20 protein-coding genes are annotated in these 21498 nt (G+C 69.1%); 7 read left to right on the top strand and 13 right to left on the bottom strand.

Going from position 1 to position 21498, the window contains the following annotated elements; translation table 11 throughout:
• The first annotated feature begins 81 nt into the window (after positions 1-81).
• The gene (locus ACFOWZ_RS25780; protein WP_382376457.1) at positions 82-279 is read left to right on the top strand and encodes a hypothetical protein; all 198 of its coding nucleotides are present in this window, start codon (positions 82-84) and stop codon (positions 277-279) included.
• Positions 280-452: 173 nt separating this feature from the next.
• Here the strand turns inward: ACFOWZ_RS25780 and ACFOWZ_RS25775 are convergent, their stop codons facing one another.
• Both ACFOWZ_RS25775 and ACFOWZ_RS25770 read right to left on the bottom strand, forming a co-directional pair.
• Positions 453-3443, bottom strand: a complete 2991-nt coding sequence (locus tag ACFOWZ_RS25775) for an amidohydrolase family protein (protein ID WP_382376456.1) — start codon at positions 3441-3443, stop codon at positions 453-455.
• 186 nt (positions 3444-3629) lie between these two features.
• Positions 3630-4019, bottom strand: a complete 390-nt coding sequence (locus tag ACFOWZ_RS25770) for a hypothetical protein (RefSeq protein WP_382376455.1) — start codon at positions 4017-4019, stop codon at positions 3630-3632.
• Between the two features lie 145 nt (positions 4020-4164).
• On the opposite strand from ACFOWZ_RS25770, the gene ACFOWZ_RS25765 reads away from it, so the two are divergent.
• Positions 4165-5319 carry a metallophosphoesterase gene (locus tag ACFOWZ_RS25765; RefSeq protein ID WP_382376454.1) on the top strand — a complete coding sequence of 385 codons (1155 nt, stop codon included), beginning with the start codon at positions 4165-4167 and terminating at the stop codon, positions 5317-5319.
• Here the strand turns inward: ACFOWZ_RS25765 and ACFOWZ_RS25760 are convergent.
• A complete protein-coding gene (locus ACFOWZ_RS25760; RefSeq protein ID WP_382376453.1) occupies positions 5306-5836 on the bottom strand; it encodes a histidine phosphatase family protein in 531 nt (176 codons plus the stop codon). The genes ACFOWZ_RS25765 and ACFOWZ_RS25760 overlap by 14 nt on opposite strands.
• Positions 5833-6747 carry a hypothetical protein gene (locus ACFOWZ_RS25755; protein WP_382376452.1) on the bottom strand — a complete coding sequence of 305 codons (915 nt, stop codon included), beginning with the start codon at positions 6745-6747 and terminating at the stop codon, positions 5833-5835. Before ACFOWZ_RS25755 ends, ACFOWZ_RS25760 begins: the two co-directional genes overlap by 4 nt.
• A 335-nt stretch (positions 6748-7082) precedes the next feature.
• Between ACFOWZ_RS25755 and ACFOWZ_RS25750 the strand changes: the two genes are divergently transcribed.
• A complete protein-coding gene (locus ACFOWZ_RS25750) occupies positions 7083-8192 on the top strand; it encodes a hypothetical protein (protein ID WP_382376451.1) in 1110 nt (369 codons plus the stop codon).
• Here ACFOWZ_RS25750 and ACFOWZ_RS25745 read toward each other — a convergent pair.
• The 3 genes from ACFOWZ_RS25745 to ACFOWZ_RS25735 all read right to left on the bottom strand — a co-directional run bounded on the left by ACFOWZ_RS25745 (position 8170) and on the right by ACFOWZ_RS25735 (position 11620).
• Positions 8170-9345, bottom strand: coding sequence for an MFS transporter (locus ACFOWZ_RS25745; RefSeq protein ID WP_382376450.1), 1176 nt, complete (start codon positions 9343-9345; stop codon positions 8170-8172). The two genes, ACFOWZ_RS25750 and ACFOWZ_RS25745, sit on opposite strands and share 23 nt — an antisense overlap.
• A 64-nt stretch (positions 9346-9409) precedes the next feature.
• Positions 9410-10762 (bottom strand): gamma-glutamyltransferase, encoded by a 1353-nt coding sequence (locus ACFOWZ_RS25740; RefSeq protein ID WP_382376449.1) that lies wholly within the window; start codon positions 10760-10762, stop codon positions 9410-9412.
• Positions 10763-10837: 75 nt separating this feature from the next.
• The gene (locus tag ACFOWZ_RS25735; protein ID WP_382376448.1) at positions 10838-11620 is read right to left on the bottom strand and encodes a hypothetical protein; all 783 of its coding nucleotides are present in this window, start codon (positions 11618-11620) and stop codon (positions 10838-10840) included.
• Positions 11621-12159: 539 nt separating this feature from the next.
• On the opposite strand from ACFOWZ_RS25735, the gene ACFOWZ_RS25730 reads away from it, so the two are divergent.
• Positions 12160-12753 carry a DedA family protein gene (locus ACFOWZ_RS25730; RefSeq protein ID WP_382376447.1) on the top strand — a complete coding sequence of 198 codons (594 nt, stop codon included), beginning with the start codon at positions 12160-12162 and terminating at the stop codon, positions 12751-12753.
• On the opposite strand, the gene ACFOWZ_RS25725 is transcribed toward ACFOWZ_RS25730, so the two are convergent.
• Positions 12660-13868 carry an MFS transporter gene (locus ACFOWZ_RS25725; RefSeq protein WP_382376446.1) on the bottom strand — a complete coding sequence of 403 codons (1209 nt, stop codon included), beginning with the start codon at positions 13866-13868 and terminating at the stop codon, positions 12660-12662. The genes ACFOWZ_RS25730 and ACFOWZ_RS25725 overlap by 94 nt on opposite strands.
• A 321-nt stretch (positions 13869-14189) precedes the next feature.
• Entirely contained in the window at positions 14190-14924 is a 735-nt protein-coding gene (locus tag ACFOWZ_RS25720; protein ID WP_382376445.1) for a carbonic anhydrase family protein, read from the bottom strand.
• 230 nt (positions 14925-15154) lie between these two features.
• On the opposite strand from ACFOWZ_RS25720, the gene ACFOWZ_RS25715 reads away from it, so the two are divergent.
• The gene (locus ACFOWZ_RS25715; protein ID WP_382376444.1) at positions 15155-15505 is read left to right on the top strand and encodes an MmcQ/YjbR family DNA-binding protein; all 351 of its coding nucleotides are present in this window, start codon (positions 15155-15157) and stop codon (positions 15503-15505) included.
• Here ACFOWZ_RS25715 and ACFOWZ_RS25710 read toward each other — a convergent pair.
• On the bottom strand, positions 15502-16398 hold the full coding sequence (locus ACFOWZ_RS25710) for an MBL fold metallo-hydrolase (protein ID WP_382376443.1): 897 nt from the start codon (positions 16396-16398) through the stop codon (positions 15502-15504). The two genes, ACFOWZ_RS25715 and ACFOWZ_RS25710, sit on opposite strands and share 4 nt — an antisense overlap.
• A gap of 82 nt (positions 16399-16480) precedes the next feature.
• Between ACFOWZ_RS25710 and ACFOWZ_RS25705 the strand changes: the two genes are divergently transcribed.
• Positions 16481-17317, top strand: a complete 837-nt coding sequence (locus ACFOWZ_RS25705) for a LysR family transcriptional regulator (protein ID WP_382376442.1) — start codon at positions 16481-16483, stop codon at positions 17315-17317.
• Here the strand turns inward: ACFOWZ_RS25705 and ACFOWZ_RS25700 are convergent.
• Positions 17290-17820, bottom strand: coding sequence for a class I SAM-dependent methyltransferase (locus ACFOWZ_RS25700; RefSeq protein WP_382376441.1), 531 nt, complete (start codon positions 17818-17820; stop codon positions 17290-17292). The two genes, ACFOWZ_RS25705 and ACFOWZ_RS25700, sit on opposite strands and share 28 nt — an antisense overlap.
• A 67-nt stretch (positions 17821-17887) precedes the next feature.
• On the opposite strand from ACFOWZ_RS25700, the gene ACFOWZ_RS25695 reads away from it, so the two are divergent.
• A complete protein-coding gene (locus ACFOWZ_RS25695; protein ID WP_382376440.1) occupies positions 17888-19060 on the top strand; it encodes an SGNH/GDSL hydrolase family protein in 1173 nt (390 codons plus the stop codon).
• A 4-nt stretch (positions 19061-19064) separates the two neighbouring features.
• Here ACFOWZ_RS25695 and ACFOWZ_RS25690 read toward each other — a convergent pair whose 3' ends face one another.
• Entirely contained in the window at positions 19065-21197 is a 2133-nt protein-coding gene (locus tag ACFOWZ_RS25690) for a TOMM precursor leader peptide-binding protein (RefSeq protein ID WP_382376439.1), read from the bottom strand.
• The gene (locus ACFOWZ_RS25685; RefSeq protein ID WP_382376438.1) at positions 21194-21415 is read right to left on the bottom strand and encodes a hypothetical protein; all 222 of its coding nucleotides are present in this window, start codon (positions 21413-21415) and stop codon (positions 21194-21196) included. The genes ACFOWZ_RS25690 and ACFOWZ_RS25685 overlap by 4 nt, the downstream gene beginning before the upstream one ends.
• Between the last annotated feature and the right edge of the window lie 83 nt (positions 21416-21498).

Here is a 21498-nt window from a genome sequence, read left to right as displayed (position 1 = left end):
GAGGCAGCGCAGATCATTTCTCCTCCGGCGCTCGGACCTGCGCGCTAGGGTCGGGGGATCGAGCTGATCTTGGGGGATCACGTGCTGCGAAAACATTCCTGGGCTGACGCGCATCCTGGCGACGAACCGTTCCTGGGCGAGCAGATCAGCGCACTGCACGACTACGAGCACGGCTATCCCGACGTGGTCTGCGCCCTGACGTCCGGCGGCTGGACGGTGCTCGTCCAGCCGGCGGGGTTCCGGCTGACGGGAGCGCCGATGAACAACACGCTGCTTTGATCTTGATGTATGCGCTCTCACGGCGTGGGCCTGCGGGTTGGCTGTACTTGGCGGCGAACGCAATCGTTTGCTGATCACCTTGCCTACCACCAACTCCGTGACTACACCCGCGCCCAGGCCGATCCCCTCATAAAGATCAACCGCAAGTGCGGACAAGACTTCCAGCGAGCTGCTCAGTGATCGCAGCACACGTGCTCTGACCACTCCGGTTCGTGCCACCAGTGCTCGTTCTTCGCCGACGCCAGCGGTTCCAGCGCTTCCACAGTGGACATGAGCTGAGGCTGGTTCCGGTACGGCGCGAGCAGGTCGGCGATCTCGTGCAGGCGCCCGCCGACCATGACCTTCCGCACGTCCGCCGCCGCCTTGATGTCCGCGAGCGGGTCGCCGGAGACGAACGAGATGTCCGCCGGCGAGCCCGGCTTGATCGCGCCGATCGGCAGGCCCAGCCAGCGAGCGGGGTTCCGGGTCGCGGTGATGAGCGCTTCCCGTGGCGTGAAGCCGTACTTCACCATCGCGCGCAGGTTCATGTGCGTGGCCGCGGCAGGGGCGTCCAGGGGTGCGTCCGTGCCGCAGATGACCAGGCCGCCGCCGCGGTGCACGGCCAGGGCGAACTCGACCCAGTTGCGCAGCACGTAGGCCGACGAGGTGCCGCCGCCGCTGTTGGCGTCGGCGAGGTAGCGCTCGTACTCCCACGGCGGGAACAGCACGCGGGTGCGTTCGTCCAGGGCCAGCGACTTGTCCTCGGCGAACAACGCACGGTTGTGGAACAGGGTGGGCGTCATCGACATGCCGGAGCTCGTGAACAGCGACACGACGTCCTGGTACGCCTTGCCCTGGCGGCTGACGGTGTGGGAGTAGCCGAGGCGGTTGGTGGCACCGACGTGCTCCATGCCGTCCATGCCGAGGTTGGCCGCCGGGTAGAGGTAGTGCGACGACAGCGGGACGCGGGAGCGTTGCACGGCGGCGCGTTGCAGCTCGACCGGCAGGCGCACGTAGGTCTTGATCATGTCGTAGCCGAGCTCGTGCGCGCGGCGCAGTTCGAGGTCGAGCTGGGCCTTGGACAGCGTCGGGCGCATGAAGTTGTAGTAGACGCGGGAGCCGTCGACGGCCTCACCGGTGGCGTAGAACCTCGGCCCCGTCAGGGTTCCGGCCGCGAGGGCCTCGCGGGTCTCGACCATCTGGTAGACCGGGTCACCGGGTGAGCGGACCGTGGTGATGCCGTAGGCGAGCCAGACGTTGCCCTGCCGCGCACCCCACTGGCGGCCGCGCAGGTGCCAGTGGTTGTGGGCGTCGATCAGGCCGGGAATCGCGGTCAGTCCGGACGCGTCGACGTCGGCACGGCCGTGCTGCGGCCGGATCTCCTTGACAGAGCCGTTTTCCACGACGATGTCGACGTTGCGCTTGAGCTCGTGCGCCTCGCCGTCCCAGTAGGCGCCGACGCGGACGACCTTCCGTTCCGGCGCCTTGGGCTTGGCCCAGTTGAGGTTCACCCGGATCGTGGAGGTCTTCCCGTCCAGAGTGGACTTCCTGAGCCTGCCGTTGTTCAGGTACACCAACGCGTCGTTGCCGTGCCACGCCAGCGAGTCGGTGACCTCGCGGGTGACCTGGCGCGGCTCACCGGTGAAGGTGCCCTTCGCGTCGACGGGTACCACCCAGGCGACGCTCTCCACGACGAACGCGATGTGTTTGCCGTCGGGCGACCACACCGGGCCGTCGTCACCGCGGGTCGCGATCGAGCGGAACGGCATGGGCTCGGTGTACTTGAGCTCGCCCGAAGCCAGGTCGACGGAGAGGATCTGGCTGGTGCCCTCGCGGAAGCGGCGCGAGAACGGCTTGACCGCGGCCAGCGCGACGACCGTGCCGTCCGCCGACCACGTCGGCCGGCCGGGCTGGAACAGCGTCGGGGTGATCTGCCTGCGCCCGGCGGTGTCGGCGATCCAGACCTGACCGTCCTGGTCCACGTAGGCGACCTTGGTGCCGTCCGGGGAGAACCGCGGCGTGGTCTGCGCACCGGCGGAAGGCGCGAACTGCTTGTCCTCGCCCGTTTTCAGGTCGCGGACCCACAGCTGCGCGACGCCCGTGCGGTCGCTGGCGTAGACGAGCTTGGTGCCGTCCGGCGAGAAGTCGGGGTCGGAGTCGAAGTACCTGCCGTCGGTCAGTTTGGTGACGTTGCCGTTGCTCAGCAGGTGGATGGCGTTGAGCGCCCGGAACGCGATCTTGCCGTCGCTGGAGACGACCGGTCCCGCGATGCCCTTCACCGGGCCACCGCTGAGGTTCCTCGTACGGTGCCGCTCGACCTTGCGCACCGGAACCGAAACCTCGAACGGAATGTCCTTCGTGGACCCGTTGGTGCGCAACCGAATCTTGCCGTCAGCGGTGTAGAGAACGCTGTCGCCGTCCCACACGGGCGCGAACCCGAAGACGTCCTGACCCGTCACCACCGCCGTGGACCCGAGCATCAGATCGGCCTGCCCGGGCCGCATCAACGTGTAGCTGGGCTGGTCGCCGGGCCCGAACGCGGCACCGAACAGCTGTGCCCCCGCGGGTGCCGTGACCAGCTTCTCGCGCTTGCCGTCCAGGGACACGACCTCGACCGCCGCGTTCCCGGTGACGAAGATGATCCGCCTGCCGTCCTTCGACCACTGCGGCGCCGCTGCCTCGTCCGGCACCCCGGTGAGCTGCGTGATCGCGCCCGTGGCCAGCTCCAGCACGTGCACGCCGTAGCTGCCGGCCCGGTCGCTGACGAACGCGATCTTCGTGCCGTCCGGCGAGAACGCGGGCTCGCGGTGGTCGTAGCGCCCTCGCGTGAGCTGCGTCAGCCCGCTGCCGTCGAGCCCGATCAGGTACAGGTGGTAGTTGCCGTCTCGATAGGACTGGAACGCGATCCTGTTGCCCGGCCCGAACGACGGCAGCGTGGCGTCCTGCAGCTCGTCGGTGAGCTTGCGTGCCGCCCCACCGGCCGCCGGCAGCACCCAGATCGCCGTGACCAGGTCGATCGCGAGCCACCTGCCGTCGGACGACCGCGACACCGAGATGTTGGTGCCCTGCGTCAGCTTCACCCCCGCGCCGGCCTGCGCGGTGCCGATGGTGAGCGTGGAGGCGGCGGTGGCGACGGCGGCGGCCTGGCCGGTGCGGGTCAGCAGTTCACGACGCGACAGTTCCATGGTGGCGCTCCCCCGATGTCGATCCCCATAGGAGATCCACCCTGCCACCGCCCCGGGCAAGCGCTATCGGCCATTCGGCGCAGCGCCCACCCAGTGGACGGTTCATTTTTGGCGGGGGANNGCGCGAAAAGCACGTTCGGGCCGATAGATGGCCCGAACGTGCTTTTCGCGCCAAAAATGAACGGGCTAGAGCGCGAGCGCACCCTCGATGCGGGCCACCATCGCGTCCTCGGAGTCCACCACCACGCCGTCGGCCTCGGCCACCTCGCGGCAGATCGCCAGCACGGCGCGCGGGAAGTCCGCGGCGTCCTCCGGCGAGCGCGCCGTGAGCGTCTTCATCGAGGAGCGCAGCGCCTCCAGGACCACCGGCTCGATCTCCTCGTCCGTGCCGGCGGGCACGGACGGGCGGGCCGCACCGAGTACGCCGCGCAGGTCAGGCGACAGGTTCGTGAGAGCGCGCAGGCCGGCGAACCGCTCCTCCAGCACGGGGCCGGGGTCGGCGTGGGAGACCAGCAGCATCGCGCCGTACACGGCGGTGCGCAGCGTCCGGCTCTCCTCGTCGGTGTAGAAGATCATGTGGCCCACTCTAGGTCGTCGGAGTTCTTGCTAGGAGGACTCCCCGTGACCCCGGCGGTTGCGTCACGGGCGTGTGACGGACCTCAAGCGAACAAACGGGGGCCTCCGTGCGTTGAGAGGGTTTGAGCGACTCAGGAGGACACGCATGACGACCACGGCGACCCGGCCCCGCATCACGGTACGGCGGGTGGTCTTCACGCTCGTCCTGTTCACCGTCACGACACTGCTGTTCTGGGTGCCGTTCGAGGGACTGTTCGCGGCGAGCGCCCAGTGGCCCGACCCGGTCCGGCCGATCGCCGCCGTCGTGTTCTTCGCGGCGGCCGTCGCCATGATCGCCCTGTTCACCCAGCGCACCAGCGACCGCGCCGCGCGGATCTCGCAGTTCTTGCTCGGTTTCGTCTGGATCGCGTTCGTCTGGACGCTGATCACCGACGTGCTCAGGCTCGCCCTCGCGCTCGGCGGCGTCGAGAACCCGTTCCGCTCCCGCCTGATCGCGGTCCTGCTGGCCGGAATCATCGTCACCGTGACGGTCTACGGCGTCTACGAGGCCATGCGCGTGCCGCGGATCAAGCGCCAGGACGTCACCCTCCCGCGCCTCGACCCCGCGTTCGACGGCCTGACCGTCGCCGTCATCACCGACACCCACTACGGCGCCATCAACCGCGCGAAGTGGTCGCGGGGCGTGGTCGACGCGGTCAACGGCCTGGGCGCCGACGTCGCCGTGCACGTCGGTGACATCGCGGACGGCACCGCCGAGCAGCGCCTGGAGCAAGCGAGCCCGCTCGGTGACGTGAACGCGAAGCACCGCTTCTACATCACCGGCAACCACGAGTACTACTCGAACGCGCAGGGCTGGATCGACCTCATGACCCGACTGGGCTGGAAGGCGCTGCACAACGAGCACGAGACGCTCGAGCGCGACGGTGCCCGGCTGGTGTTCGCGGGCATCGACGACATCACCGCCGACCACTCCGGCGAGCCCGGCCACACCGCCGACCTCGCCCTGGCCCTGCGCGGCGCCGACTCCGACGCCCCGGTCGTGCTGCTCGCGCACCAGCCGTCGGAGATCCGCAAGGCCGTCGACGCGGGCGTCGACCTGCAGCTGTCCGGGCACACGCACGGCGGCCAGATCTGGCCGTTCCACTACCTGGTGCGGTTGCAGCAGCCCGTCGTCGCCGGTCTGAGCAGGCACAGCGACCGCACGCAGCTCTACACCAGCCGCGGCGCCGGGTTCTGGGGCCCGCCGATGCGCGTGTTCGCACCGAGCGAGATCACGCTGCTGACGCTCAAATCCCGCTGAGATGCCCGCCGTCGTTGAACCTGACGAGCCGCGGTGACCTGCCGGTCGTGTAACGGATCACGGTCAGCGCGGCGTTGTCGTGGTTCAGCGTCAGCCACCGCTCCGGCGGTGCGTCGAGCGCGTCGCGGACCAGCCAGCTGATCAGGAACGAGTGCGTCACGACCAGCACCGGGCCGTCGCCGGGCCGCGCGAACCGCGTCTCCGCCTCGTGCGCCAGTGCCGGGCCGCGCGTGCGTTCCGACTCGGGGAACTGGTCGAAGAACTCGTCGTGGTCGGGCACGAAGTGCGGCACGTAGTCACCGGCGGCGGCCTCGACCCGGCAGGGCACGCGCAGCACGCCGGCGATGATCGTCGCCGTCTCCGCCGCACGGGGCAGCGGACCGTGGTGCACGGCCGCGAAACCCGTGCCCCGCAACCGTTCCGCTACCGCCTCGGCCTGCTTGCGACCGCGCGCGGTCAGCCGTGACTCGTCCTTCGTCGCCTCGCCGTGCCGGACCAGATGCAGATCTCTCGTCACGCCGTGCAGTCTGCCTTGACCGCGCTGGCGGCGTGATGGGCGTAGGTGGGTCCGGAGTTGTTCCAGTCCTGACCTCGGGTGAGCAGCTGCACGGTGAGGTTTCCGCTGGCCTTGAACTTCCCCGCGTTCACCCACTGGCCGCGCTTCTCGACCTGCTTGATCGCGAACGACGCCATCGGGGTGCCGCCGACGCCGTTGCGGTCGAAGACGTAGTACACGGTCGGGTTACCCCCGACCTCCTCCAGGTTGCCGTTCGGGATGAACACCGAGACGTCGCACGTGCCGGAGACCGAGAACGTCCACATGCCGTACGCGGAGTTGTCGTCGCGCCGGGCGTCACCGGACATCGGGACCGACACGAACGTCGAGCCGCACTTGCCGTCGCCGTGGTCGACCCAGCCCTTCCTGCCGTCGCGGTACAGGCCGACGCTGGTGTAGCCGCCGCAGCCGGGGCCGGTCGTGAAGGACTTGGCACCGCTGGGCGCGCGGTTGCCGTCGGTGGCGGGCGGCGGTGCGGCCGCCGTCGTCGTCGTGGGGATCAGGCCGAGCATGGACGAGGCGAGCGTCGGGTTCGCGCTGTTCGGCTGCGACTCCTCCGGCAGCTCCTCCGGCGGCGTGATCAGGCCGGGAATGTAGCTCTGCGACGGCTGTGCGACGTCCGCACCGCCGTCACCCGATCCACCGCTGAACGTCAGGATGGCGACTCCCGCGAGGACGAGGAGTGCGGCGATGGCCGCGATCGCGGCGATGCGGGGCTTGAGCGGGTGGCCCGGCGGCTTCTCCTCCGGCACCGGCACGTCACCGGCAGCGGCCCAGCGTTCGCGACCCCTGGCGCGGGCGGCCTCCATCAACGCCGGGTCGGGCGCCAGGTGGCGCTCGGTCGGTGGTTCGTCGGGGAAGTGGGTGGGCACGGAGCGCAGTGTGCCAGGGACACAGGGCCACCCGAACGCGTGGTTCTTTCACGAACGTGTCATTTGGATGCAACTAACCGCACGCCGTGTAGGCCGATACGCCATTTTGTCGACGTTCCGTCACAACGACCGGACCAGCGGAGGCATGAAAGCTGACTCGTGAGTCAGGCTAACGACCGTCCCGCACCTGCGGACACCGGTTCTGGGAACGTGAACAACCGGATCTTGTGCCGGTTTCGCGGGTCACGGTCGGGAAACACCTGCAGAACGCCTTGATCTCGTGGCGATTCGCGAGGTGCTTTGCCCGCTGTGCCAGGAGGTTTAGGGTGCCCGCCATGTCAGGTAGACAGGCAGTCGTGCTGCTCGCCGCCTTCGTGGCCGGCTGCGGCACGACGATCCAGGGTTCCCCGGTCCCCGGTCCGTCCTTACCCACGGCGTCGCCATCGCAGACCGTGTCCGTGGTGACGCCACCGCCGAGCAGCAGCAGCGCCGCTCCCCCGTCGTCCGCCGCTCCCCCACCTCCGCCGCCACCGGTCGCGAAGTTCGGCAACCCGAACGGCACCGCCGCCGTCCCACCGGAAGCCGCCGCGGAGGACGCCTCGAAGCCCACCCGCGTGATCGGCACCGGCGCGCCCGCCACCTGCACGTCGCAGGCCGTGATCGACGCGGTCGCCGCCGGTGGGGTCGTCACGTTCAACTGCGGGCCGAACCCGCTCACCATCCCGCTGGCCGCGACCGCGAAGGTCCGCGCGAAGACCGTCCTCGACGGCGGCGGCCGGATCACGTTGAGCGGTCAGGGACAGCGCCGGGTGCTCGACCACAACGCACCGAGGCTGGTGCTCCAGAACATCACGCTCGCCGACGGCAACTCGACCGGTGACAGCTCCGACGGCGGGGGCGGTGGCGCGGTGATGGTGCGCGGCGGTCAGCTCAAGGTCGTGAACTCCCGGTTCGCCGGCAACAGGTGCGACACCAACGGTCCTGATCTCGGTGGTGCCGCGATCCGCGTGACCGACTGGGCCGACAAGGTACCGATCTACATCACCAGCAGCACGTTCGAAGGCGGTGTGTGCTCCAACGGCGGTGCGTTGAGCAGCATCGGTGCGTCGTGGGTGGTGCTCAACAGCCTGATGAAGGGCAACAAGGCCATCGGCCGTGGCGCCAACCCCGCGCGCGCAGGCACGCCGGGCGGTGGCAGCGGTGGTGCGATCTACAACGACGGCAACACGTTCACGCTGCGGATCGCCGGGTCGTTGATCGAGGACAACCAGGCCAACGAGGGTGGTGGCGCGGTGTTCTTCGTCAGCAACGACCACTCGGGCTCGATGTCGGTCGAGGGCTCCACGTTGCGCCGCAACCCGAGCCTCGGGTTCGAGACCGTCAAGGGGATCTTCTACCTCGGCACCGGGGAGAAGCCGAAGGTCACCGCCTCGACGATCCAGTGAGCCTGCCCGCGACGAGCAGCAGCACCAGTCCGAGCGCGACCATCGTCAGACTGAACCCGTAGATCCAGCGGAAGCCGAGCTGCGCGGAGAGGCCGGTGAGCGCGCCCGCGATCATGCCGCCGACGATCTGGGTGTTGCTGAACATCGTCGAGGCGCGGCCGGGACGGGCGGGGTCGAGGCTCTGGAAGTACGTGAGGCCGACACCCATCACGAGCGAGATGACGGTGGCGTGCAGCAGCTGCAGGGCGAGCACCTGCCAGACGGAGTCCGTCAGCAGCATCGAGCCGTGATAGCCCAACGCGATCACGGCGCCCGCGAGGACGAGCTTGTGCTGGGACATCCGGTTCGCCAGCGACCCGAACCACAGGATCATCGGGATCTCCAGCGCCGCGCACAGCCCCATCGCGAGTCCGGCGTCTCCCGCCGTGCCGTGCAGCTGGGTCGTGACGAACAACGGCAGACCGCTCACCGCGAGCCCGACCGAGCCCTGGAGGAACACGAAGGCAGCCGCGACGACCGACATGCCGGCACGCGACGGCCCGGCTTCCTCCTCGGCCTTCTCCTCCGGCACGGCAACGGGAACCGGCAGCGTGAAGGCGAGCACCGCGACACCGAGCTGAAGCAGCGCCGTGGCCGTGAACAGGCCGACCCAGCCGGTCTTGGCGACCATCAGCGCGGCCAGCGGCGGTCCGGCCACCCACGCCACGGACAGCAGCGTGCGCAGGACGCTGACCATCATCGACGGTCCCCGCGACACCGCGCGGCCGTACGCGAAGATCTGCGGGAGCAGCGACGACGTGATCGCCACGAAGACCACGGACGTGCCGAGCAGGAACCAGTAGTCGCGCAGGACGGCGAACAGGCTGTAGCCGATCGCACCGGCGACACCGCCGGCCACGAGCAGGTAGCGGCGTTGCACCCGGCCGTCCGACAGCTTGCCCATGATCGTGCTGGCCACCACGGACGCGAGCGGGCTCGCCAGCAGGAAGACGCTGAGCTGGACCGGGGTGACCTTGATCTCCGAGGTCAGGAACAGCGAGTTGAACGGCATCGCGAACGCCATGGAGACGCCGGACACGACACTGATGACGGAGAGTTGGAGGAACGTGCGGGAAAGGAGCGGCGAGGATGTTCTCTCGCGAAGAGCCGTCACCGCTCCATCGTGCGTCCTGACTCGTGAATCAGGAAAACGGATATCCCATTATGCGGGCAAGATCTCACACCACGACGATCGAGCCGTCCCGACGGTGATCTGCACCACCTCTGAGCAGGCCGGATCCGGTCATCTCGACGACCTGGCAGCCGCCGAAGAACATGCTCGGGGCACGGAATCTCGTCACCGGGAGTTCGCTTTCCGGTCGAATTCCCGGTTCGACGTGGAGATGATCTCCGCTCAGGTGCAGGCGTGGCGCGTCGACCGCTTCCTGGGCGGGCATGCCGCGGTCGAGGACGTTCACGAGCACCTGCAGGATGGCGCCGCAGATCCGGCTGGAACCGGCGCTGCCGAGCACGAGCTCGGCGCCGCCGCCGTTGGTCACCACGGTCGGCGCCATCATCGACGGCAGCCGGTCGCCGGGCGCGTGGCTGAAGAACCCGTCGGGTGACAGGTCCTCCTCGCCCATCATGTTGTTCAGGTGCACGCCGGCGATGGAGATGCCCGAGCCCGCGCCGTTGGTCGTCGTGACCGAGCACGCCGTGCCGTCGGCGTCGAGGACCGAGATGTGCGTGGTGGAGCCGAGGCGGTTCAGGTGGGTCTTCGGCGTGGCCATCGCGCGGATGAGGTCCTGCTGCGAAGGGTTGTCCGGCAACGCTTCCAGCATCTGCGTGAGCAACGCACCGCCAGCGGCCGGCGGTGGGTTCGTGTGGATGTCACGGCCGCGGTGCCGCACGTGCAACGGTTCCCTGACGGCAACCTCGTAGGCCTCCAGGTCCGCTCGGGTGAGATCGCCGCCGTCCCCGCCGATCGTGCCGGCGATCGCGGCCGCGATGTCACCGGTGTAGAACGGCGCGGCACCGTCCTTGCCGAGCCGTTCGAGAGCTTCGGCGAGCTCGGGCTGGACGAGCAGCTCGCCTTCCTCGAAGGCGTTCAGGCCCGCGCTGTGGGCGAGCGGCAGCAGCAACGTGGTGACGTAGGCCTGGTACCGGTTGACCCGGTGGCCTTCCCGGGCGTGTTTCACCGCGACGGTGACGAGCTCGTCGAGCGGCGCCCGGCCGTAGGTGGCGGCCTTCGCGGCACCGGCGGGCAGGCCGTAGGCCGCGACGGATGACGGTCCCACGTGAAATTCCTGCTGCGCGTCACCGAAGTGGACGGTGATCGGTTCGAGGGGAGCCCTGTCGCCGGTGCGGCCGCGGCCGGGGGCCGCGGCGGAGAAGTCCAGCAGCACAGGGGTTTCGCCGGCCGGCGCGATCATCATGTACCCGGCGGCGCCGAGCCCGGTCAGCAGCGGTTCCGTGACGCAGGAAGTCAGCATCGCCGCCACGGCCGCGTCCACGGCGTTTCCCCCGGCGCGCAGCATCGCCGCTCCCGCCTGTGCGGTGAGCGGGTGGCCCGCAGCGATCGCGCCTCGCACCGTCGACCTCCATGAAGAGAAGGCAAACAACGGTAGACCCGTACGCGATCAGCGGGCCACCCGACCCCGGCGTGTCTACTTCTTCGTGGCGGTGTAGTTCCGGAAGTTGATGTACGTGTCGAGGATGTCCGACGAGGCGCTCTCCACCGACCGGTAGATGCCCCACTTCGGCCGCACGTAGTCACCTTCGTCCGGGATCCTCACGCCGGAACGCTTGCCCTGCACCGCGATCGGCGCGTTGGCGCCCGTGCCGTTGCGCAGCACGAAACCGACCGTGCCGCTGGAACCGGGCGTGATCGTCCATTCGACCGTGACCCACTTGTCTCGCAGCGGGGCCAGGTTCGTGGAGGCGATGTCCGGTGCGCCGGACGTGCTGAACGCGCGCGCTCGGATCGTTTCGGTGCTACCGCTGCGGCTCAGCGACAAGGTCGTCCACGGGCCGCCGTTGGTGGAGGGTGTCTTGGTCTGGAAGATGTGCGTGAACTTGCTGGTGCCGTGCAACGACGACGGCATGTACATCTCGTACGAGATGACCCACGTCTCGCCGTTCTTCATCTTCAGCGCGTTGCCGCCGCTCACCATCCCCTTGGACTCGGTGCGCTGACGGTCGCCGCCGCCAGTGGTGTCGCGGTCGTTCTTCCAGATGTTGAACCGGTAGTGGTCGCCCTGGACGACGATGTACTTGCCCTTGCGCTCGGGGAACTTGTTGCCGCGGTCGACCTCGATGCCCTCGAACGCCCTGAGGCCGTCGGTCGAGGGGTTCGGATGCCACGCGGGCGCTGCCTGCGCGGGGTTCACGTTGACGAGCATCAGGGCGGCAGCGGTGAGAGCCGCCCTGCGGGTGATGCGCGATTCCATCGTTCGGTGCGTCCTTCCTGGCGGCGTACGACAGGGGGAGCACATCGGGCGGCGGAGCGATGCCCTCACTGAAGGTAGGAGGTCTCGCACTGCATTGTCAACGAAAGTGACACAGTATGACCAAATTTGACACGATTCATCGGAGCTTGAGCGCGAGGCGGACGGCGTCGGCACGGGAGTGACCTGGCTGCCGAGATGAGCCCTGTGGTGGTGGATGAACGGAACTTTCATCCACCCCAGGTCGATGAAAGTTCCGTTCATCAACAACACCTGGCGCGTGTGCACGCTCTCACCGGACATATCGGGTGGACTGAGGACTTCGCCGGAGCCCTGCTTGCCGACCGCGGGCTCCCCATCAACCGTCGCCCCAGCACGTAGCTGATCGCCGCGGCGATCAGCACGATCTCAACAGTTCCCGTCATGGCTTCAACGCCAGGAATCCGGACAGGTCAGCGCGTGGACCGAGAACCGCAGGCGGGGTGGAGATCCGTCTCCACCCGGAGGTTGAGGGGCCGGGCAAAACGGGTAATTCGACAACCATGGAGTGGATCACCGAGCTGATGGAGGCGCTGGGATCACCCGGCGCGGGCCTCGCGGTCGCGCTGGAGAACGTGTTCCCGCCGGTGCCGAGCGAGGTGATCCTCCCGCTGGCGGGGTTCACCGCCGGTCAGGGCAAGATCTCGCTGGTCGCCGCGATCCTGTGGACGACGGCGGGTTCCGTCGTGGGCGCGCTGGCGCTGTACGGCCTCGGCGCGTGGCTCGGGCTGGAGCGGCTGCGGCGGGTTGCGGACAAGCTGCCGTTCGTCACCGTGTCCGATGTGGACAAAGCCGACGAGTGGTTCGACAAGCACGGCAACGCGGCCGTGTTCGTCGGCCGCATGGTGCCGGTCGTGCGGAGCCTGATCTCCATCCCCGCCGGGGTGTCCGGGATGCCGATCACGAAGTTCACGCTCTACACCGCGGCCGGCAGCCTGCTGTGGAACACCGCGCTGATCCTCGCCGGGTACGCGCTCGGCGAGAACTACGAGCTGATCGACCGCTACCTGGGCTGGGTCTCGACGGCGGTGCTCGCCGCGCTGGCCATCGCCCTCGTCTGGTTCGTCGTGACACGGGCCAAGGCGCGCCGCTCGTAGAGCACCGACGCCACCGCGATCGCGAGCCCGGCCAGCGAGAGCCCGACACCGACCCACGCCGTCGAGGTGTACCCCCAGCCCGCCGCGATCGCGAGGCCACCGAGCCACGCGCCCGCGCCGTTGGCGACGTTGAGCGACGAGTGGTTCGACGAGGACGCGAGCGACGGCGCGTCCGGCGAGGCGTCCATGAGCCTGATCTGCAGGGCCGCCGCCAGGATCTGGATGACGAAGCCCAGCAGGAACAGCAGCCCGAACAGGAACACCGGGTTGGCAGCGGTCAGCCCGAACAGAACGAGAATCACGCACACCGCGACCAGGCCGCCGAACACCGAGCCCATCGCGGAGCGGTCCACGAACCGGCCGCCGAACGTGGCCCCGAGCGTCATGCCGAGCCCGAACACCGCGAGCATCCACGGCACCGCGCTCGCCGGCAGACCCGCGACCTCGGTCGTCAGCGGCGCGACGTAGGAGTACACGGCGAACATGCCGCCGAAGCCGATCATGCCGGTGAAGATCGCAAACCACACCGTCGGACGACCGAACGCGCGAACCTCACCCTTCATCGACGCGTCCTCGGCCTCTGCCACCACCGGCACCCACGCCGCAATCGCCGCAGCCGTGACCAGGGCGATCACCGCGACCGCGAGATAGGCCGTCCGCCAGCCGATCTGCTGCCCCGCGGCCGTTGCCAGCGGTACACCCACAAGGTTCGCCACGGTCAGACCGACCATCACGCGCGCAACCGCCGTACCCCGCCGTTCAGGAGCAACGAGCGTGGCAGCGACAACAGCGGCGATGCCGAAGAACGCGCCGTGCGGCAACCCAGCAACAAACCGGGCCACCAACAACAACGTCTTGTCCTGAGCAGCGGCCGACAACCCGTTGCCCAGCGCAACCGCGAGCATGAGGCTGATGAGCAGACCCTTGCGCGGCAACTTGGCGCCGAGCACCGCGATCAACGGCGCGCCGACGACAACCCCGGCCGCGTAGAGGCTGATCGCGTGCCCCGCCTCGTAGTCCGGGATCCCGAAGGTCTCCGCGATCTGCGGCAGCAGCCCCATCGTGGCGAACTCGGTCGTACCGATGCCGAACCCGCCGAGCGCGAGAGCGGTCATGGCGCGGGTGGTGTTCAAGGCATCCCCATGGCTCGGGTTAGTTAGCTACCGGAACGATTTTACGGGCGTTCTGACGCGCTTCAGAAGCCTTCGACCCGGTGCGCCTGCTCACACGGCGCTCCAACAGCACAGACGCCACCGGCGGTTGCCCAGGTTGAACGCCGTGCGCGGACAGCCGCCAAGGAACGGGTTGGTAGTAGAAAACTGCTGATGTAATCGCTTACAGATCACGCCAACTACCACCAACAGGTCGTACAGAACCGGGTACCACGCAGAAGGCCGGCCCCGGCACGCGGGACCGGCCTTCCGTCAGTGCGTCGCTCAGATCCGCGGGACCTCCACGAGCGTCCGGCCGTTGAGCGGCTGCGCCTCACGGGCGTTGCCCGCGGTGAACAGCCCCTGGAAGCGCGCGATGGTCGCGGCCGTCACGTGCTGCGGGCTGGTGAGGTACCACTCGACGCCCTCGGTGAACGGAGCCGTGGTGAGCGAGCCGGTGTAGTGCAGCGTGCCGTGGTCGGGCGGCAGCAACCGGTTGAGGTTGATCGGCTCGATCTCCACCGCGTCACCGCACTCGGGCGCGAGCTTCGCCAGCACGTCGTCCACGACCGAGTGCGAGCCGACGACCAGCGGAACGCCGACGACCAGCAGCTTGCCCTCGGCGCTGCGGTGCACCAGGTGCATCTCGAGCGGCGTGTTGCGGCCGCCGAACTTGTGCTCCGACGGCGTGTGGAAGTGGAACTGCACCAGGTCGTACCGGGTGCCGGCGACGGTGACGTGACCGGCGCCGGGCTGGACGTCGGCCTCCTCCGTCTCCTCGTGGTTGCGGACAGTGCACCCGTCGGTCTTGTCCACGTCCTTGCGGATGTACTTCAACTCCAGCGCAGAGGACCCGTAGTCGACGTCGAGCTTGGGCGCGTGCGAATCGAACCGGATGGCGCCGGGCGTGACGTTGACGGGGCTCTGCTTCGGTGTCCCCGACTCAGCCGTGCCGACCGCGAAGAACGTCGCGGTGAGCACGAGCGGAACAAGAGCCGGAAGGGACCGTCTTAGGTTCATTGCGCCACTTTTCACCCGATCGAGTGAAAAGGGAAACAGGAGTGTGGCAACGCTCTCATCGCAAAGGGTTCTATTCGTCTCAACTGGCCATCGGGACGCGATAACCGCAGGTCACAACACTTGCAAATGAATTGCAACAATGAATGGTGACGCATTGCCGTTCTTGAACTTTTTGTCCGTTTCAGACTGAATTAGTGGACCAAACGGCTCGCAAAGCGGAGGATTGCCCGATGGTCACCGTCGCCGACGTCCGCACCGTGGCGTTGTCACTGCCGCGCACCACCGAACACCTCATCCGCGACCGCGTGAAGTTCCGCGTGGGGCAGATCGTCTACGCGGCCCTGTCCCGCGACGAGACGGTGCTGGGCTTCGGCTACCCGCGCGAGGAACGGGAGGCGCTGGTGGCGAGCGACCCGGTGAAGTTCGCGTTCCCGAGCCAGTCGGACATGCGGTTCCAGTGGGTGCACGCGTCGATGGCGGAGCTGGACGTGGAGGAGATGACCGAGCTCGTCATCGGCGCCTGGACGATGTGCGTGCCGAAGAAGGTGATCCGGGCCCACCTCGGAGAGGACTACCTTTAGTCAACACTGAAGCTATCGCGCACATCAACCTCAGAACAGAGGCACCCCACCCCGAGCTCGATCCACTCCTGCCCCACCCACTCGGGATGCCGCTCCACCAGCACCGCCCGCACCTCCGCCACGATGTCCTCGACCTCCATCGCGGAGTCCCGCCGCCGCCACGTCTCGTCCCGCAGCTCGCGCAGGTAGTCCCGCACGCCCTCCAGCACCTCAGGACCACCCGTCGTCCCGTGTCCAGGCACGACAACACGAGGCCCAGCAGCGATCAGCCGGTCCATCACCCCGATCCACCCGACCCCGGACACGTCGGTGTCGTGCGGCGGGAACCACGGGAAGATCGCGAACTGTCCCGTCTCCGCCAGGTCGCCGGTGAACAGCACGCCGGCGTCCGGCACCTCGACCACCTGGTCCCCCACCGTGTGCCCGCGCCCGGTCGGCCGCAGCACCACCACGCGCCCGCCGAGGTCGAGCGTGCGCACGCCGTCGAACACCTCGTCCGGCACGGGCACCTCCGTCCCGCTGAGACGGTCGGCGACCGCGCCGCCGAAGCCGCGGAACATCTCCAGGTAGCCGGATCCCTTGTGCCGCAGTTCATCCGCCTGCGCACGGTTCACGAGGTACGAGGGGAACGCCGAGGCGCCGAACGCGTGCTCCGGGTGGAAGTGGGTCGTGGTCAGGAGCAGCCGCCGTCCTCTCGCCACCTCCGACGCGAACGCGAGCACCTCGGCGGCGTTGTCCGCGCCGAGTCCGGTGTCCACGACGAGGACGGCTTCGGTGCCGCACACAACACCGATGTTGGGCACGAGCCCCACGTGGTTGTTCGGGATCACCAGCACGTCGGCGGCCACCTCGACGGCGCCGGAGACACGGACAAGAGGATCTGGGAGGTTCATGCCCCCACTCCACCGCCAGAGCACGCGGTCCGTCCAAGACCGAGTGCGCAAGCCCGATACCGCACGAGTATCGTGCCTGATCATGGAGCTGCGGACACTGCGTTACTTCGTCGCGGTCGCCGAGGAACTCCACTTCGGCCGCGCCGCGCGACGGCTCCACGTGAGCCAGCCACCGCTGAGCCGGGCGATCAAGCACCTCGAGACCGACCTGAAGACCACGCTGCTGCACCGCTCCCCCGCCGGCGTCACGCTCACCGACGCCGGCCAGGTCCTGCTGCACGAGGCGAAGGCGATGCTGGACCACGCCGACCGCATCCGCATCAAGCTCGCGCGCCGGACACTCACCGTCGGCATGCTCGCCGACCACGGCGCCGCGAGGGTGGCGGCCGCGTTCCGGGAACAGCACGCGGGCGTCGAGATCCGCATCCGCGAGACCGACCTGACCGACCCCACCTGCGGCCTGCGCACCGGCCAGGTGGACGTCGCACTGACGCGCGGACCGTTCGACGAGACCGGCCTGAAGACCCGGATCCTGCGCCAGGACCCGGTCGGCGCGGTCCTGCGTCCGGACGACCCGCTCGCACACCGCGAACACCTCACCACCGCGGACCTCGCCGGCCGCGAGTGGTTCCAGTTCCCGGACGGCACCGACGAGATCTGGCGGAACTACTGGCACGGCGGCGAACCACGCCGCGGCCCGACCGTGCGCGGGATCCAGGAGTGCGTGCAGTCGGTGCTGTGGAACGGATCCGTCGGTCTCACGCCGCTCGGTCACGACCTGGACGAGCTGAAAGTCGTGCCGCTCACCGACATGCCACCCAGCCCCGTCGTCATCGCGTGGCGCGAGGACGATCCGCTCACCAGGGCGTTCGTCGAGGCGGCGACGAAGGCCTACACCGCGTGCACCGACACCGCGTAGTCGCCGCCCCGGAACTCCTCGCGGTCCCACGTCGCGAACCGCTCGACCAGCCGGAGCCCGGCCCGCGCGCAGTGCTCGTCGTACTCCTGCGCCGTGTACCCGCGGTTCAGGCTGAACCCGGCGACCAGCAGCATCCCCACGTGCCTCGCGACGCCCGCGACCAGCGCGTCCTGCGTGCCGGGCGCGGTGAACAGCGGCACGTTGCCCGCCATGACCACGACGTCGAACGTGCGCCGCAGGTCGAGCTCGGCCAGGTCGGACCGCACCCACGTGATGTCCGGCGCGTGCTGCCGCGCGTAGCCGAGCATCGACTCGTCGAGGTCCGCGCCGACGACCTCGACGCCGTGCCTGGCCAGCTCGATCGCCACGCGCCCGGTGCCGCAGCCCGCGTCCAGCACGGTCTTCGGCTCGTACGCGCGCACGAACGTCGCCTCACCGTGCACGTCCATCCCGGACTCGGCGAGCGAGTCGAACCTGCGCTGGTACTCGTCTCCATCCCACACGCCGTGCAGCATAGATCCGAAGATCGGCGGATACCGTCCGTGTGAGAGCGCTGCCAAGGTCGAGGACATGAAACGCTTTCTGCTGGCAGTGGCGTTGCTCGTGGCGGCGGCCTCTCCCGCGCACGCCGCACCCGTCCGATGGGTCGGCACCTGGGCCGCAGCCCCCTCTTCCGGCGTGGGCACCGAGACCGGTTGTCCGAACTGCTCGATCCGCAACATCGTGCACGTCAGCGCCGGCGGCAGAGAGATCCGCGTCCGGCTGTCCAACGCCTTCGGCCGCACCCCCGTGGTGTTCGGCCAGGTCACCGTGGCCCGCGCGGCCGGCCCGGACACACCCCTCGCGCTGCCCGGCACCATGCGCACGCTGACGTTCGGCGGCGCGCAGTCGATCACCGCCCCTGCCGGCGCCGACGTGGTCAGCGACGGCGTGGCGCTGACCGTCCCCGCCGACTCGGACCTGCTGGTCAGCGTCTACACCCCGCAGCCGGGCGGCCCGGTCACCTTCCACAACCTCGCGATGCAGAACTCGTACTTCACCCGCGACGGCAACCACACGGCCGAGGAGTCCGCCGCCGCCTTCCGCGAACGCACCACCAACTGGCACTTCGTCTCGGGCGTGGACGTCCGCTCCTCCACCCTGAGCGGCAGCGTCGTGGCACTCGGCGACTCGATCACCGACGGCGCGAACTCGACGTGGGGCGCCAACCTCCGCTGGCCCGACCAGCTCGCCGACCGCATCAACACCCGCATGGGCGTGCTGAACGCGGGCATCAGCGGCAACCGCCTCCTGCGCGACGGCGAGTGGGCGGGCCCCAACGCCCTGGCCCGCCTGAACCGCGACGTGCTGACCCAGTCCGGCGTCCGCTCGGTCATCGTCTTCGAGGGCATCAACGACATCCAGCAGACCCCGCACGAAACCGACCCGGCGAAGATCATCGCAGCGCTGAAGCAGATCGCGTCCAGGGCGCACGACCGCGGGCTGCGGGTGATCGGCGCGACGATCACGCCGTTCAAGGGCTGGAACAGCTACACCGAGGAGCTCGAGTCGGTGCGGCAGGCCGTGAACGCGTTCATCCGTGCCAGCAAGGACTTCGACGCCGTCGTGGACTTCGACGCGGTGATCCGTGATCCGGCGGACCCGCAGCGGATCCGGCCGGACTACGACCAGGGCGACCACCTGCACCCCGGCGACAAGGGGTTCGAGGCGATGGCGAAGGCGGTGAAGATCGCCACCCTCTGACGGCTCAGAGGAAAATCGCAATCGGGTTCAGCTCGTCGTACGGCGTCGGTGCGGCCACCCTGCCGAGCCGCACCGGCACGTCGAACAACCGCCCCGGCGCGAACCGCGCCCAGAACCCCCGCAGCCCCGGCACGATCACCTTCACGACCGGCAACCCGATGTCCGGCCGAGTCTGGTCGAGCACGAACACCTCCAGCCCTGCCTGTTCCAGGCGTGCCTGAACGTCCAGCACGTCGGTCAACAGGTCGTCGGAAGCCGTGGACGGGTGCTGGACCGGTGGCCCCGACGGCAGCAGGTAGGGCTGGTTCGCCACCGTGGCGGTGGAGAGCCAGTGCTGCAGGTCCGGGTCGTCTCCCCAGCCGCCCGCCAGCACGGAGGGCATCATCTGGTTCACCTCGGTCAGCGCGCGCCGCAACGCCAGCGCCGGGTCGAGGTGGGCGCCGAAGCCCATGATGATGTCCTCGCGCTCGCCGGAGGTGTGCCGGGACAACGCAACCACCACGGGCACGCCGAGGTCGGACGTCAGGTCGAGCGCCCACACCTCGCGGCCGAGACCCGCGTGCACGGACCGGAACGCATCGATCCACTCCTCGCCCGCCAGGTCGACGGGCGGCTGTGAAGTCCTGTTGTACCACCACAACGCGGCGGCATCGCGTTCCACGAGCTCCAGCATTCCTTGCAGGACCGCGTCCTCCAGTGACGACCCGGCCGCGTTGCCGTTCGAGTCCGCCATCAGCCGCTCGTCGGGCTGCGCGTCGAAGTAGAGCAGACCCGTTGGCAGGAACCGGTGTTCGCCACGGGTCAGCGACCACACGGGCGTCCAGTCGATCTCGGCGTCCTCGTCGAACGGAGCGCAGACGTGCTGGAAGTCCGAGTGCGCGGCGTTCCACGCAGCGCGGTCGACGAACTGGCGCGGGTCGTACAGCTGGACGTCGTTCGGGTGGATCGCCTGCGCGCCAAGCGAACGGTAACTGCCGCGCACCCGTGCCTCGTCGCCGTCCGCGTGGGCGCTGTGCCGTTCCAGCGCCTCGCACAACGCGCCGACCTCCGCGTCCAGCGCCGTGACGCCCTTGCCGCCGTTCTGAGAGCGCAGGGCGGACCGGAGGTGGGCCGCGCCGCGGCTGCCGAGTGCGAGGTTCGGGCCGGACAGGAAGGCGTTGAAGAACGCCGGGCCGCGGTCGTCGCGGACGACGTCCCTCACCACTCCCGTCACCGGGCTGACCAGGTGGCGATAGGCCGCCAGCACCTCTTCCGGCGTCGAGGAACGATGTCCACCGCCTGCGGTGTGCACCTTCGGCCGGGAGGTCAACGCCACGGGACGGCGGGCCTGCTCGCTCACCAGGGCCGGGTCACCGCAGGAAGGGCACTGCGGACGAGCGGAGACGGAATGCCGTCTGCCCGTGAGGTCACGGCTGTCGAACGTCCACACGGCCCGCTGACCGTCGTACCGGTGACCGGCGACCCACTTGGCCGCCTCCAGGGCCACCAGGTTGAGCGCGACGGCCTGCAACGGCTCGAAGACGACGGGCGGGCGGGGTACCGCACCCGGCAGGCCGAGAGCGGAGCTCACGTGGGCCTCGGCAGCCCGGTTCGCCCACAGCCGGTGGGAGAGGCAGTGGTAGCACGGACCTGAGCCCGGCGTGAAGAACGGGCCGATGAACACCTTGGCGCCGACGGGTTTGGCCAGCAGCCACGGACGGCCGGCAGCACGAAGCTTGTCGTCCACTTCGGACAGACCGTCGACCAGGTAGTCGGACACCAGGACCACGGTCAGCGCGCCGTCGCCCTCGGAGATCGGGGGCAGGTCGGCATCGACACCGAGGGAGATGACGTCGACGTCGGGCGACCCGGCGGGTTCGAGGCCCAGCGCATCCCAGTAGGCGGAGCCGGACGTGCGCACGCCGACGAGCCCGGCCTGCGCGAGCTGGGTCAGCAGGCCGGCTGAGTGTTCGGGTGAGGCGTCGAGCTCGCGACGCACCGCGGCCAGGTCCCGGCTGCCGTCGAGCAGCGGGGCGAGCGCCTCGACGTGGGGGCCGCGCAACGCGGTGGTGTCCTCTTCTGAGAACACGTACACCGCGTCGCCCGGTACCACCTCGGCACGCAGGTGCCGCTTGAACCCGATGTGTCGCGACGTCACGCCTGACCGGCGGGGCGAGTGGAGCAGATGGAGAAGCGAGTGGCGCCGGTGGCGCTGGAGCGGCAGATGCTCCCGACGACCTCGGCGCGGGTGGTGGTCCAGCGCACGTGCCCGCCGACACCGACGCCGGCGCCGTCGAACGTGTCGATCAGCAGGCCGGTCTCCCCGCTCGGTGCGACGCCGAAGGCGTGCTCGAGCTGGGCCGTGAACTCCGTCATGACAAATCTCCCCTCGTAGAAACCCTTCTCATCCTGGGGCGGGCGTGATCTCCGCGACCAGGTCACGAACCGGCCACGTGTGA

Origin of the sequence: Lentzea rhizosphaerae (assembly GCF_042649515.1) — a bacterium.
GTDB classification, from domain to species: Bacteria; Actinomycetota; Actinomycetes; order Mycobacteriales; family Pseudonocardiaceae; genus Lentzea; species Lentzea aerocolonigenes.
This window is presented reverse-complemented; position numbering and strand designations above follow the sequence as displayed.